Genomic DNA, 13894 nt, shown 5'->3' with positions numbered 1-13894 from the left:
AGGAAAAAGATTATGTTAAAGGATCTTAAAGATTTCTTGCTCCGTGGCAACGTCGTTGACCTTGCTGTCGGTGTGATCATCGCCACTGCTTTTGGTGCTATCATCAATTCATTTGTTAATGATATCATCACTCCACTTCTATTGAACCCAGCCTTGGAAGCTGCGAATGTACAAAACATCGCTGAGCTTGCTTGGAATGGTGTTACATATGGTAAGTTCTTGAGCGCTGTTATCAACTTCGTTGTAATTGGTACTGTTCTCTTCTTCATGATTAAAGCTATTGAAAAAGCTCAAAACCTTCGTAAGAAAGAAGAAGTTGCTGAAGAAGCTCCAGCAGCTCCAACTGAATTGGAAGTTCTTCAAGAAATCAAAGCACTTCTTGAAAAAAATAAACATTTAAAAGGATTTAGGTATTGTCTAAATCCTTTTTTATTGTTATATTTCATCTTTTAGATGACTCTTGAGTTACACCATATTTTTTGATATAATGAGGGAAGTTTCCACCCTTAGTGTAATGGATATCACGTAAGATTCCGGTTCTTAAAATGGGGGTTCGATTCCCTCAGGGTGGATTATAGATAAAATATTATTAATAATTGAAAAAGCAGTGTATTATCACTGCTTTTTTATTTATATCTATACCTGCTCCGATAGTTCTTCCCACTCCAGCATAGCTTCTTCATGACGCTGACTAATCTTATCAAGTTCTGCTTGTAATTGCATGAGTTCATCTGCATCATTGGTGGTATGCATTTGTTCAGAGATAACTTGGGCTTGAGTTTCCAGCTCTTCGATTTCTGTCTCAAGACTTTCGATTTGTCTCATCAATTTACGAAGTTCTTTTTGACTTTCCTTTTGAGCTTGGTAGTCATTAACTGGAGAAGCCACTTTTTCTTGGCTATAAGTTGACGCTTCTTCCTCTTGACTAGCTGCCAACTCTGCTTTTTTTTCAACATAATAGTCATAATCACCCAAATAGACGGTCGAACCATTTTCGGACAATTCCAGAACATGTGTAGCGACACGATTGATAAAATAACGGTCATGGCTGACAAATAGAAGAGTTCCATCAAAGTCAATTAGTGCATTTTCCAGAACTTCCTTACTATCAATATCCAAATGGTTGGTCGGCTCGTCAAGAATCAGGAAGTTATTATTTTCCATTGATAGTTTAGCCAGTAACAAGCGAGCTTTCTCTCCACCTGAAAGCATGCCAACTGATTTCTTTACATCATCACCTGAAAAAAGGAAGGCGCCTAAACGATTTCGGATTTCCACTTCTGGCGTCAATCTAAAATCATTCCAAAGTTCATCTAAAACTGTATTACTTGGTGTCAACTTACTTTGAGTTTGGTCATAGTAGCCAACTTCAACATTCGCACCGAAACGCTTCTCACCCTTTATAAAAGGGATCTGATCAACAATAGACTTGATAAAGGTTGTCTTTCCAATCCCATTCGGACCTACAACTGCTACGGCATTCATCTTACGAAGGTCGAGGTTGATAGGCTCTGATAATATTTCTCCATCATATCCAATAGCAGCATTCTCAACTGTCAGCACAATATTACCAGATGTTTTATCAGAGTGAAAGGTCATATTGGCTGATTTATTCCCAGCTTCAGGCTTATCTAAACGCTCCATCTTTTCCAGTTGTTTACGTCTAGATTGAGCACGTTTGGTAGTTGAAGCTCGAACAAGATTTCGGCTAACAAAGTCTTCTAAAGCAGCAATTTCCTTCTGTTGCTTTTCGTAGTTCTTAGCTTCAGTCAGTAACTTCTGCTCTTTCTGCTCCACAAAGCTTGAGTAGTTTCCTACATATCTATCTAAAGAATGTTTGGTTAAGTCGAGCGTTATGGTTGCTACCTTATCGAGGAAATAACGGTCGTGACTAACAATTATCAAGGCACCACTGTAATTAACCAGATAGTTTTCTAACCAGGCAATGGTTTCAATATCCAGGTGGTTGGTCGGCTCATCCAAAACCAAGAGATTTGGCTTTTCAAGGAGCATTTTGGCTAGGGCTAATCTTGTATTTTGACCTCCAGAAAGCTCAGCAATTTTCATCTGCCACATAGACTCATCAAACTTAAAACCATTTAAAATGGCGCGAATATCAGCTTCATAGGTAAATCCTCCAGCCTGACGGAATTCTTCAGATAGACGATCGTAGTCTGACATGAGCTTATCGAGTTCTGCACCTGTCTTTTCCCCCATCTCTAGCTCCATTTGGCGAAGTTGTCTTTCAGTAGTACGTAAGTCATCAAAGACGTGAAGCATCTCGTCATAGATAGTATTTTCGGATTCAAATCGACTATCCTGTGCTAAGTAAGAAAGGGAAATATCTTTTTTCTTATTAATCTCACCAGAAGTTGGCTCTTCTTCCCCGACTAATATCTTTAATAGTGTCGACTTACCTGCTCCATTTTTACCAACGAGAGCAATACGATCTCTTTCATCTACTTGTAGATTAATATTTTCAAATAGAACATCGCCCGCAAAAGAACGTTCGATTTTATTAGCTTGTAAAATAATCATGTAACTATTTTACTATCTTTTTCTGTTTTTAACAATTCAAATAAAAAAAGTTCGAGCTTTAAACTCGAACTTTTAGATATTAATAACCAATACCACCACGGAATGTACGTGCCATATCTTTTAAGTTATAGTTCTTAGAAGATGTGTCGATTGTCCATTTACCGTCTTTCTTAGTCATCTTGATTTCGTAACCTTCTTTTTGCATATTATCGCTAGTATCAAGAGGAGTTGAATCAAATTGACTTGGTGCATTTTCTAAAATGTACTTCTCACCAGCTTTCATAGCTTCTGAGTAGCTGCTGTATTTACCTTTGTTTTCGTCGTAGAATTTACGGCTCAATTCATGGACATTCAAGTTATCCAAGTCGATTGTTTCAGGTCTTACATAGATAACTGCATAGTCTGGCAAGTAAGTTTTTACTTTGTAATCAACTTTTGCTCGTTTTGCATTTGCTTTGATATATGCTTCTGCAAATGTACGAAGTTCAGAATCAGATGGTTTGTAGTTGTAGAATCCTTTACCGAATGACTCAATAAATTTCTTGATAAATTCTTCTCTGTCAGCCTTCACATCGTTTGTAATAAGGTCAGAAGATCTTGAAGATTTTTTATCATCTGACTTCTTGTCGTCAGATTTCTTATCGTCTGATTTCTTATCATCTGACTTTTTATCTTCAAGTGCAACGATTTGAGTTTTATCATTAGTAAAGCTTACGTTTGATGCACCACCAGTGTTTTCACCATCTAGGTAAACAGCATCAACATAATTTTTCATAGCTTCTTTAGCTTCATCAATAGTATCTTCGTATTGACTTGGATCAACCTTGATAGCTACGTCATTTTTACCTTTTTTATTTTCTTTTACATCATCGTAAAAGCTCGGTGCAAAGTGAAGTTCATATTTTGCATCTTTATTAACTTCATAAACTACATAACCAGCAACACTCTTGCCTTTAGAGAGGCTATCTCCGTATGACATAAATTTTGTTTTACTGTCTGACTCATAAATTTGAATCGGTTCAACTTTTTCGTCTTTTTCGTTATAAAGTGCAATATCTTGGCTAGTAAAGCTAAACTGTTTATCACGATTGTTTTTAATCTCAACTTGAAGAGCAAGATAATGTGAATTTGAATCTTCATCTTTAGGAAGGACATACATACCGTCTTTAACAGAAACTTCAAAGTTTGAGTTAGATGCAGTACCATTATCACTTGCTTTCTTACTATTTCCACAAGCTACCAATGCTAAAGCAGTCAAAACTAAAGCAGAATGCTTAAGAACTTTTTTCATAATAGAAAATCTCCTTTTTTTATTTATTATATTGTACCATACAGTCAAAAATTTTCAAACCAGAAACAGGAAATCGCTTTTAAAAATATTGTAAATTTTTAAATATAATAAATATCTACTCATTCTATGATTAAAATGAAACTTAAATTCAAAGAACTGAGCCACGCTAACGTTTTACTAAAACTTTAAATCGTGGTATAATGAAGGCGATTAGATTATATATTAAAGGAGATATCTTATGACTTACCAAGAAAACTACCAAAAATGGGTTGATTTCGCTGACCTACCAGATTACCTTCGTCGTGATTTGGAAAACATGGATGAAAAAACTAAAGAAGATGCCTTCTACACAAATCTTGAATTCGGTACTGCTGGTATGCGTGGTTTGATTGGTGCTGGTACAAACCGCATTAATATCTACGTTGTTCGCCAAGCAACTGAAGGTTTGGCTCGCTTGATTGAATCAAAAGGTGGAAACGAAAAAGAACGTGGTGTTGCCATCGCTTATGATAGCCGTCACTTCTCTCCAGAATTTGCCTTTGAATCAGCAGCAGTTCTTGCAAAACACGGTATTAAATCTTATGTTTTTGAAAGTCTCCGTCCAACTCCAGAGCTTTCATTTGCTGTTCGCCACCTCAACTGCTTTGCAGGTATCATGATTACTGCTAGCCACAACCCAGCTCCATTTAACGGATATAAGGTATATGGTGAAGACGGTGGTCAAATGCCTCCACACGATGCAGACGCTTTGACTACCTACATCCGTGCTATCGACAATCCTTTCGCTGTTGAAGTTTCGGATGTGGAAGCTGAAAAAGCTTCTGGATTAATTGAAGTCATCGGTGAAGCTATTGATGCTGAATACCTTAAAGAAGTCAAAGATGTCAACATCAACCCTGCCTTGATCGAAGAATTTGGTAAAGACATGAAGATTGTCTACACCCCTCTTCACGGTACTGGTGAAATGTTGGCTCGTCGTGCTCTTGCTCAAGCAGGATTTGATTCTGTTCAAGTCGTTGAAGCTCAAGCAACTCCAGACCCAGACTTCTCTACTGTTAAATCTCCAAACCCAGAAAGCCAAGCAGCCTTTGCCCTTGCTGAAGAACTTGGTCGTCAAGTTGGTGCAGATGTTCTTGTGGCAACTGACCCGGATGCTGACCGTGTCGGTGTTGAAGTCCTTCAAAAAGATGGTAGCTACCTTAACCTTTCAGGGAATCAAATCGGTGCTATCATGGCTAAATACATCTTGGAAGCTCATAAAAATGCTGGAACTCTTCCTGAAAATGCAGCCCTATGTAAATCAATCGTATCAACTGACTTGGTAACGAAGATTGCTGAAAGCTACGGCGCAACTATGTTCAACGTCTTGACTGGTTTCAAATTTATCGCTGAAAAAATTCAAGAATTTGAAGAAAAACACAATCACACTTACATGATGGGATTTGAAGAAAGCTTCGGTTACTTGATTAAACCATTCGTACGTGATAAAGATGCCATCCAAGCAGTCCTTGTCGTTGCTGAACTTGCTGCCTACTACCGTTCTCGAGGTTTGACACTTGCTGACGGTATCGAAGAAATTTACAAAGAATACGGCTACTACGCAGAAAAAACCATCTCTGTAACTCTCTCAGGTGTCGATGGTGCTGAGCAAATCAAAGCGATTATGGCTAAATTCCGCAACAATGCTCCAAAAGAATGGAACGCAACAGAAATCACAGTTGTAGAAGACTTCAAAGCACAAACTTCTACTGCCGCTGATGGTACTGTAACAGCCTTGACGACTCCTCCAAGTGATGTCTTGAAATACACACTTGCTGATGGTTCATGGATTGCAGTTCGTCCTTCCGGTACTGAACCAAAAATCAAGTTCTACATTGCTGTTGTTGGAGAAAGCAACGAAGATTCACAAGCTAAGATTGCTAATATCGAAGCTGAAATAAATGCCTTTGTAAAATAAGATATTAAAAGATGAGATAAGATTGTCTCATCTTTTTTCCGTATCAAATCTAAGCATTTTTAAAGACTTTATGGCATACTAGATTTAAAAGAAAGCGAGGAAAACTCATGGAACAATTTTTAGAAAACATTAAAGATCTTGAAGTTACAACTGTTGCGCGTGCCCAAGAAGCTCTTGATAAAAAAGAAACTGCTACATTCTTTATCGGCCGCAAAACTTGCCCTTACTGCCGTAAATTTGCTGGCACTTTGGCTGGTGTGGTAGCTGAAACCAAAGCACACATCTATTTCATCAATAGTGAAGAACCAAGTCAACTTGAAGCACTACAAGATTTCCGTTCACGCTATGAAATCCCAACTGTACCAGGATTTGTTCATGTTGAAAATGGAGAGATTAAGGTCCGTTGCGATTCTTCTATGTCAGCTCAAGAAATCAAAGAATTTGCTGGATTGTAAAAAACCACTCGATTGAGTGGTTTTTGTGTTTTCTAAATTAATACTTGTTAAGTAATTCTTGTACCATTTTATGAAGTTCTTCAATTCTTTCAGCCTGCTTCTCAACTAAACGCCTTTGCATAACCAATTCATTCTGTAGTTGTTCTAATTTGGATTCTTCATTAGAATTTTCTTTAACAAAAAAATTTGTTAAGGCGCTAGTCAGCATCCCAATCGTTCCTATACCCACTAGCATTAAGATTATTGCTAACCATTTCCCAAATACCGAATTTGGGACTATATCACCATAACCAACAGTTGTTACTGTAACAATAGCCCACCAAAGACTATCTGAAAAAGCCTTCTCCTCAACAACTGATAAGATTGAGCTTCCAACAAATACAATAAATACATTGACATATAAGATATAAAGCAAGCCATTCGTTCGCAGTAAACTACTAGCTTTTCTTTCTAATTTTCCACTTAAACCAATTATTCTTAATAACCTTGTAAGTTTAACTAATTTTGTTAATTTTGCTAAACGAAAAATACGTCCCAAACGAAAAACTGTAAAAATAGCATTTAATGGAAGAATTGCTAATAAATCAAAAACATTATCAATAATGAAACGAAATTTTTTTACTAGTAAAGAAACGCCATAGATAATCCACTATAAACACTATCCAAATCATTAAATCAATAATATTGTAAGGTGGATTATCCAAATCTATAACATCCATAAATCCCAAAATAACTAGCATCACAGATATCAATGCTAATAATAATATGGTTGTGTCATAGTAATCTTCAAATTTCCAAGTCTTTTTCAATTTATATTTCTCCATCATAATCGCTTATTAAATTATTATAGCATAAATTAAAAACTAAGATTCATTAAAAATGAACACCATTAGGTGTTCATTTTTATATATCCGTTAAAGGTGTTGCAGTGTCTGGAGATGTATCGTAAACTTGAAAGTCTACTCCTACTCCTAGATCGGCTTGAGCTAACTGATTGACCATGGTCATGTGGGCTAGCTCCTTGATATTATTCTCTTTAGATAGATGTCCTAGGTAAATCTTCTTGGTACGATTACCTAGTGTGCGAATCATGGCGTCTGCTCCATCTTCATTTGAGAGGTGGCCAAGGTCAGACAGGATGCGTTGCTTGAGTCGCCAAGCATAAGATCCTGCTCTCAGGATTTCCACATCATGATTAGACTCAATCAAGTAACCATCTGCATTCTCGACAATGCCAGCCATACGGTCACTAACATAGCCTGTATCCGTCAGCATAACAAAGCTCTTGTCATCCTTCATAAAACGATAGAATTGGGGAGCAACTGCATCATGGCTAACTCCAAAACTCTCAATGTCGATATCTCCAAATGTTTTAGTTTTTCCCATTTCAAAGATATGCTTTTGTGAAGAGTCAACTTTACCTAGATACTTACTATTTTCCATAGCTTGCCAGGTCTTTTCATTGGCGTAAAGATCCATGCCATACTTACGAGCTAAAACTCCAACACCATGTATATGGTCAGCATGCTCATGCGTAATCAAAATAGCATCCAAATCTTCTGGTTTACGATTGATTTCACCTAATAAGCTTGTAATTTTTTTACCAGATAAACCGGCATCCACTAAAATCTTTTTCTTGGGGGTTTCTAGATAGAAGGAATTTCCACTAGAACCCGATGCTAAAATACTATATTTAAAGCCTGTTTCACTCATTCTAGTCTTCTACTTCATCCTCCCATACTTCTTCTTTTACAGCATCATTATCATAAGGAAGAACAATGGTAAAGGTAGAACCCTTACCGTATTCACTCTTGGCCCAGATAAATCCATTGTGTTGCTTGATGATTTCTTTTGCTATCGCAAGACCTAAACCAGTGCCACCTTGGGCACGGCTTCTAGCCTTATCAACCCTGTAGAAACGGTCAAAAATCTTCGGTAAATCTTCTTTAGGAATTCCAAGTCCTTGATCCGAAATAGATAAAATCATCTGGTCATCAGTGGTTTTCATACTAACCGTAATTTTTCCACCATCAGGCGAATACTTGATGGCATTGTTAAGAATATTATCGATTACCTGAGTCATCTTGTCTGTATCAATTTCAATCCAGACCGATGTAATCGGATAATCTCGAACCAACTCATATTTTTTTTCTTGATCCTGGGCTCGTATCTTATCGAAACGGTTTAGGATAAACGTAATGAAAGCTGTAAAGTTAATCAATTCAACATCTAAATGACTAGTTGCATTATCAATGCGTGATAGATGCAAGAGGTCCGTTACCATTCGCATCATACGGTTGGTCTCATTTAGAGATACTTTGATGAAATCAGGAGCAACAGGTTCATATAATGCACCCTCATCCAAGGCCTCTAGGTAAGATTTGACACTGGTCAATGGAGTTCGCAATTCATGACTAACGTTGGAAACGAAAAGCCTTCTCTCGCGCTCTTCCTTCTCTTGTTCAGTCGTATCATGTAGAACTGCTACCAAACCAGAGATAAAGCCAGATTCTCTACGAATCAAGGCAAAACGCACACGCAAACTAATATACTCCCCATTTACATTTTGGGAATAAATCATCATTTCAGGACTTTGAGTAATCAAGTCTCTGAGTTCATACTCATCTTCAATCTTGAGCAACTCTAAAATGTTTTGATTGAGCGCGTCATCACTTTCAACCCCAAGTTGTCTTTTAGCCATATCGTTAATCATAGTGATTTGACCACGACGATTGGTTGCAAGAACCCCATCAGTCATGTATGATAGGATACTATGCAATCTTTTACTTTCCTGCTCAAGGTTTTCTTGAGTTAGACGAATAACTTCAGACAAATCATTTAGATTATTGGTAATATTGGTTATTTCAGTATTCCCCTGCATATCTAATACCTGAGAATAATCACCAGCAATTAAATCTTTAATCTTTTGATTTAACTGTTTGAGTCGAATATTATCTCTACGGCCTTCAAGCAAGAGAAAGCTAACAAGCATGATGAAACCAAGTAATATGAGTACAAAGACGAAATCTCTGGTTAAAATTGTTTGTTTAATTATATCAATCATTATTTCTCATATAATAACCCACACCACGACGAGTTAAGATATATTCAGGTCTACTTGGTGTGTCTTCAATCTTCTCACGTAGACGTCTAATGGTAACATCGACAGTACGAACATCACCAAAATAATCATAACCCCAAACAGTCTCAAGGAGGTGTTCACGGGTAATAACTTGACCAAGATGAGAAGCTAAGTGATGCAACAACTCAAACTCTCTGTGAGTTAAGTCCAATTCTTCTCCATATTTTTTGGCTACATAAGCATCTGGAAGAATCTCTAAATCTCTAATTTGAAGACTTTGCAATTTAGTATCTTCCTCTTGGTTGTCAACTGCAACTAACTCCGTACGACGAAGAAGAGCCTTAACACGCGCTTGTAGCTCACGGTTTGAAAATGGCTTGGTCACATAATCATCTGCACCAAGTTCAAGACCAATAACCTTGTCAAACTCACTATCTTTTGCTGAAAGCATGATAATTGGAACACTACTTGTCTTGCGAATTGTTTTAGCCACTTCAAGACCATCAATTTCTGGAAGCATCAAATCCAAGATAATAATATCTGGTTTCTCAGCCTCAAACAATTCAATCGCTTCACGTCCATTAAAGGCTGTAACAACTTCATAGCCTTCCTTGGTCATATTAAACTTAATAATATCTGAGATTGGTTTTTCATCATCTACAATCAATATTTTTTTCATATAGTCACCTTTTTCCTTGTATCAATTATACCAAAAAATTGCAAAGAAGACACGCAAGACTAGTGGTCAGCATCTTTTTGAATACTCTTGCCAAATTTTTTGTTGAGGTTTTGCTAGTGGGTAGAGGTCAAAATCTTCAGGAGTTAACCAAACTACCTCTTTATCACAATATTCTTTGCTATCAACTACTTGCCCGGATAGGATTCGTACATGCCACTTTCGATGGCTAAAGATATGTTTGACTTCTTCGAAATGACTATCCTGCCACTCAACTTCTAAATCATAATCCTGCTCAAAACTTTCTTGCGGTGATGGCCCAAGTTGAATAGATGGTTCAGCTACCTGATTAAAGAGATTTAGTTCTTCATTTTTCGAAAATTCATCTACCTCAATCAAGGGAAAATGCCAAAATCCAGCAAGTAACTTTTCACTTTCATTCTTTTCTAGTAAAAACTGTCCTTTAGCATTTTGAACAACTAAAGCATTAAGATAGACGGGAACTGGCTTTTTCTTTGCCGCTTTAATCGGATAGCAATCCATTGTTCCATTTTTATAGGCAGCACTAAAATCTTTAACTGGACTATCTTCTGGCTTCGGATTAACGGGTGCCTCAATATCTGAACCCAAATCCATCAAGGCTTGATTGAAATCACCTGGACGTTCTGGATCAATCAAAATTTCCATCATAGCTTGAAATATCTTGCGATTACTTGGATTACCAATGTCGTGATTGACTTCAAATAAACGAGCCAAAACACGCATGACATTCCCATCAACTGCTGGTTGTGGTAGATTAAAGGCAATACTTGAAATAGCTCCGGCTGTATAGGGACCTATCCCTTTCAAGCTTGAAATACCTTCGTAAGTTGAAGGAAATTCTCCATTTAATTCATTCATAATCTGCTGAGCTGCAGTTTGCATATTGCGAACACGCGAATAATATCCAAGACCTTCCCAAACCTTTAATAAACGTTCTTCAGGTGCATTTGCTAAAGTCTCTACAGTTGGAAAGCTTTCTAAAAAACGTTCATAATAGGGAATAACTGTATCAACTCTGGTCTGCTGCAACATGATTTCAGATACCCAGATATGGTATGGATTTTTAGTCCTTCTCCAAGGTAGGTCCCGCTTATTTTCATCATACCAAGCTAAAAGTTTTTGACGGAAAGAGAGAATTTTCTCCTCTTCCCATATGGTCACACCGTATTTCTCCAAATCTAACATATATCTAGTATAGCATATCCTTATAGGATACTCAAAAAATGAAAATTGTCCTTGTTTTGGTATCAGCTCTCTTATCATACCTGACTATAAGTCATATCTCTACTCTTTCTGTTATTTTCTATGATTTTTTGATATAATGACTCTTGAATGATTCTTTAAAAGGAGATATCCATGCGTTTTAATCAATTTAGTTATTATCCCGTTACACCCCAACAAGCTTTACAAGAATTATCTGAGCTCGGATTCAAGCTTGATCTTTCAGCTTCACATAAAGAACAGTTTGAAGCTTTTGTTAGGACTTGTTTTTTTAATTACACAAATACGGATTATCCCCTTACTACTTTAGCAGTTGATAAAGAAACAGATTTACTCACTTTCTTCAATTCAGACCTTGAATTGACAGCAGAAATTTTCTACACTGTTGCCTTTCAATTGCTTGGATTCAGTTACTTAGTAGACTTTGAAGATGGTCTTGCTTTTCACAAAGAAACAGCGTTTCCGATCGTTTACGGAGATTTAATCGACAATTTCTACCAGCTTTTAAATACACGCACTAAAAAAGGGAACACCCTTATCGATCAGTTAGTTAGTGATGGTCTTATTCCTGAGGACAATAACTATCACTACTTCAATGGCAAGAGTTTGGCAACCTTCAATACTAACAATGTCATTCGTGAAGTAGTTTATGTAGAGACTCGTGTTGATTCTGATAAAGATGGTCTACCTGACCTCATCAAGGTAAATATCATTCGTCCAGCATACAATGGAAAGATTCCAGCTGTCATGACAGCAAGTCCATACCATCAAGGAACCAATGACAAAGCAAGCGATAAGGCTCTCTATAAGATGGAAGCCGAACTAGAAGTCAAGGAACCACATGAAATTACGTTAGAAAATCCAACCCTGGACTTGGTTGAACCAGTTGGGGATGCTGAACTTGTTTCTGAAGCTGAAGAAAAACTCACTCATATCAATAGCAGCTACACACTTAACGACTACTTCCTTCCAAGAGGTTTTGCCAATATCTACGTATCAGGTCTTGGTACCAAAGATTCACAAGGTCAGATGACTAACGGAGATTACCGTCAAGTTGAAGCTTATAAGAATGTTATCGATTGGCTAAATGGTCGTTGTCGTGCCTTTACGGATCATAGTCGTAAACGTCAAGTAAAAGCTGATTGGTCAAATGGTAAAGTGGCAACTACTGGTCTTTCTTACCTAGGAACAATGTCTAACGGCCTTGCTACTACAGGAGTTGATGGTTTAGAAGTCATTATTGCTGAAGCAGGTATCTCATCATGGTACAACTATTACCGTGAAAATGGTCTTGTGACAAGCCCAGGCGGCTATCCTGGAGAGGACTTCGATTCATTAGATGAATTAACTTATTCTCGTAATCTATTAGCTGGTGACTTTATTCGTGGAAACGAGGCTCATAAAGCTTCCATAGAAGAACTCAAGAAAAATCTAGACCGTAAAACTGGAGATTATAACCAATTTTGGCATGACAGAAACTACCTTCTTAATGCTAAAAAGGTTAAGGCTGAAGTTGTCTTTACTCACGGTTCGCAAGACTGGAATGTAAAACCACTTCATGTCTATCAAATGTTCAATGCTCTTCCAAGCAATATTAAGAAACATCTCTTTTACCATAACGGCGCTCATGTTTATATGAACAACTGGCAGTCTATTGATTTCCGTGAATCCATGAATGCCCTTTTGACACAGAAATTATTGGGTCAAAGCACTAACTACCAACTTTCAAGTGTCGTTTGGCAAGACAATACTGCTCCTCAAACTTGGCTGTCACTTGAAGATTTTGGAAATCAAACTGACCATAAAACTTTCTCTTTAGGTACTGAGGAAGCTGTCATTGAAAATCATTACCAAGATTCTGACTTCGAACGATTTGGAAAAACTTACCAAACCTTTAACAATGAACTTTATCAAGGTAAGGTGAATCAGATTACTATTGATCTTCCAGTGACTGAAGATCTTCATATCAATGGTCGTGTTAAACTAAATCTTCGTCTCAAGTCAAGTACCAATAAAGGTCTTCTCTCTGCTCAACTTCTCGAACTTGGTCAAAAGAAATACCTTCAACCTTATCCTGGAGTCTTGGCTGCTCGTACTATTGATAATGGTCGCTACCATATGCTGGAAAATCTTTGCGAGCTACCATTTAGCCCAAATGCCCAACGTGTTATTACCAAAGGCTACCTCAACCTCCAAAATCGTCATGATTTATTAAAAATTGAAGAAGTTAAACCAGATGAATGGATGGAATTCCAATTTGAACTCCAACCAACAATTTACAAACTAAGAAAAGACGATACAATTCGACTCGTTCTTTATACTACTGACTTTGAAATTACTGTCCGTGACAATACTGAATATCAATTAACAGTAGACCTTGCGCAATCTAGTCTTGAAATCCCAGATCAAAAATAGTTAGAAAACCAGAAAACCCGTGATAAAAATATCACGGGTTCTTTTACTCTTATTTTTTTTCTTCGGCTTGTTTCTTCACTCTCGCAAGTCTCAATGAACGATTGGGATTGAGGCGATTAAAAAGTTCTTCTAATTTCTTTTCATTCCAGACGTCTGCTGCAGAAACAAAATTTCCATCAGCATCTCGGAAAGATATTGGTTTATCACCCATAGCTAT

The 13894-nt window shown here is 37.2% G+C and carries 11 protein-coding genes, 1 tRNA gene and 1 pseudogene; 5 read left to right on the top strand and 8 right to left on the bottom strand.

Going from position 1 to position 13894, the window contains the following annotated elements:
• Positions 1-12 precede the first annotated feature (12 nt).
• Complete coding sequence (gene mscL / locus SPAR10_RS07990; protein WP_004252701.1) at positions 13-453, top strand: large conductance mechanosensitive channel protein MscL; 441 nt, start codon at positions 13-15, stop codon at positions 451-453.
• Between the two features lie 47 nt (positions 454-500).
• Positions 501-572 (top strand) — tRNA-Arg (locus SPAR10_RS07985).
• A gap of 64 nt (positions 573-636) precedes the next feature.
• Here the strand turns inward: SPAR10_RS07985 and abc-f are convergent.
• Together abc-f and SPAR10_RS07975 are read right to left on the bottom strand one after the other, a co-directional pair.
• Complete coding sequence (gene abc-f, locus SPAR10_RS07980) at positions 637-2538, bottom strand: ribosomal protection-like ABC-F family protein (RefSeq protein ID WP_004252700.1); 1902 nt, start codon at positions 2536-2538, stop codon at positions 637-639.
• A gap of 79 nt (positions 2539-2617) precedes the next feature.
• Positions 2618-3829, bottom strand: coding sequence for a DUF5105 domain-containing protein (locus SPAR10_RS07975; protein WP_004252699.1), 1212 nt, complete (start codon positions 3827-3829; stop codon positions 2618-2620).
• 238 nt (positions 3830-4067) lie between these two features.
• Here SPAR10_RS07975 and SPAR10_RS07970 point away from each other — a divergent pair, with 238 nt between their 5' ends.
• Entirely contained in the window at positions 4068-5786 is a 1719-nt protein-coding gene (locus SPAR10_RS07970; protein ID WP_004252698.1) for a phospho-sugar mutase, read from the top strand.
• Between the two features lie 107 nt (positions 5787-5893).
• A complete protein-coding gene (locus tag SPAR10_RS07965; RefSeq protein WP_004252697.1) occupies positions 5894-6241 on the top strand; it encodes a thioredoxin domain-containing protein in 348 nt (115 codons plus the stop codon).
• Positions 6242-6278: 37 nt separating this feature from the next.
• Here SPAR10_RS07965 and SPAR10_RS07960 read toward each other — a convergent pair.
• The 5 genes and pseudogenes from SPAR10_RS07960 to mutY form a co-directional block, all read right to left on the bottom strand.
• Positions 6279-7050, bottom strand: a pseudogene (locus SPAR10_RS07960) (potassium channel family protein).
• A 94-nt stretch (positions 7051-7144) separates the two neighbouring features.
• Complete coding sequence (locus tag SPAR10_RS07955) at positions 7145-7954, bottom strand: MBL fold metallo-hydrolase (RefSeq protein WP_004252694.1); 810 nt, start codon at positions 7952-7954, stop codon at positions 7145-7147.
• Between the two features lies 1 nt (position 7955).
• Positions 7956-9305 (bottom strand): cell wall metabolism sensor histidine kinase VicK, encoded by a 1350-nt coding sequence (gene vicK, locus SPAR10_RS07950; RefSeq protein ID WP_004252692.1) that lies wholly within the window; start codon positions 9303-9305, stop codon positions 7956-7958.
• A complete protein-coding gene (gene yycF, locus SPAR10_RS07945) occupies positions 9298-10002 on the bottom strand; it encodes a response regulator YycF (protein ID WP_004252689.1) in 705 nt (234 codons plus the stop codon). Before yycF ends, vicK begins: the two co-directional genes overlap by 8 nt.
• 66 nt (positions 10003-10068) lie before the next feature.
• Positions 10069-11226, bottom strand: a complete 1158-nt coding sequence (gene mutY, locus SPAR10_RS07940) for an A/G-specific adenine glycosylase (RefSeq protein ID WP_004252687.1) — start codon at positions 11224-11226, stop codon at positions 10069-10071.
• 171 nt (positions 11227-11397) lie between these two features.
• Here mutY and SPAR10_RS07935 point away from each other — a divergent pair, with 171 nt between their 5' ends.
• Complete coding sequence (locus tag SPAR10_RS07935) at positions 11398-13677, top strand: Xaa-Pro dipeptidyl-peptidase (RefSeq protein ID WP_004252685.1); 2280 nt, start codon at positions 11398-11400, stop codon at positions 13675-13677.
• Positions 13678-13726: 49 nt separating this feature from the next.
• On the opposite strand, the gene SPAR10_RS11085 is transcribed toward SPAR10_RS07935, so the two are convergent.
• Positions 13727-13888, bottom strand: a complete 162-nt coding sequence (locus tag SPAR10_RS11085) for a hypothetical protein (RefSeq protein ID WP_004252684.1) — start codon at positions 13886-13888, stop codon at positions 13727-13729.
• Positions 13889-13894: the final 6 nt, after the last annotated feature.

It is taken from the genome of Streptococcus infantis SPAR10 (assembly GCF_000279535.1).
Taxonomy (GTDB): Bacteria; Bacillota; Bacilli; order Lactobacillales; family Streptococcaceae; genus Streptococcus; species Streptococcus infantis_I.
The sequence above is the reverse complement of the archived record's forward strand: the minus strand, read 5'-3'. Positions and strand labels throughout refer to the sequence as shown.

Coding starts and splice junctions, on each gene's coding strand:
- mscL (WP_004252701.1), top strand. CDS start 13: ATGTTAAAGGATCTTAAAGATTTCTTGCTCCGTGGCAACGTCGTTGAC.
- SPAR10_RS07935 (WP_004252685.1), top strand. CDS start 11,398: ATGCGTTTTAATCAATTTAGTTATTATCCCGTTACACCCCAACAAGCT.
- mutY (WP_004252687.1), bottom strand. CDS start 11,226: ATGTTAGATTTGGAGAAATACGGTGTGACCATATGGGAAGAGGAGAAA.
- vicK (WP_004252692.1), bottom strand. CDS start 9,305: ATGATTGATATAATTAAACAAACAATTTTAACCAGAGATTTCGTCTTT.
- yycF (WP_004252689.1), bottom strand. CDS start 10,002: ATGAAAAAAATATTGATTGTAGATGATGAAAAACCAATCTCAGATATT.
- SPAR10_RS07970 (WP_004252698.1), top strand. CDS start 4,068: ATGACTTACCAAGAAAACTACCAAAAATGGGTTGATTTCGCTGACCTA.
- SPAR10_RS07965 (WP_004252697.1), top strand. CDS start 5,894: ATGGAACAATTTTTAGAAAACATTAAAGATCTTGAAGTTACAACTGTT.
- SPAR10_RS11085 (WP_004252684.1), bottom strand. CDS start 13,888: ATGGGTGATAAACCAATATCTTTCCGAGATGCTGATGGAAATTTTGTT.
- SPAR10_RS07975 (WP_004252699.1), bottom strand. CDS start 3,829: ATGAAAAAAGTTCTTAAGCATTCTGCTTTAGTTTTGACTGCTTTAGCA.
- abc-f (WP_004252700.1), bottom strand. CDS start 2,538: ATGATTATTTTACAAGCTAATAAAATCGAACGTTCTTTTGCGGGCGAT.
- SPAR10_RS07955 (WP_004252694.1), bottom strand. CDS start 7,954: ATGAGTGAAACAGGCTTTAAATATAGTATTTTAGCATCGGGTTCTAGT.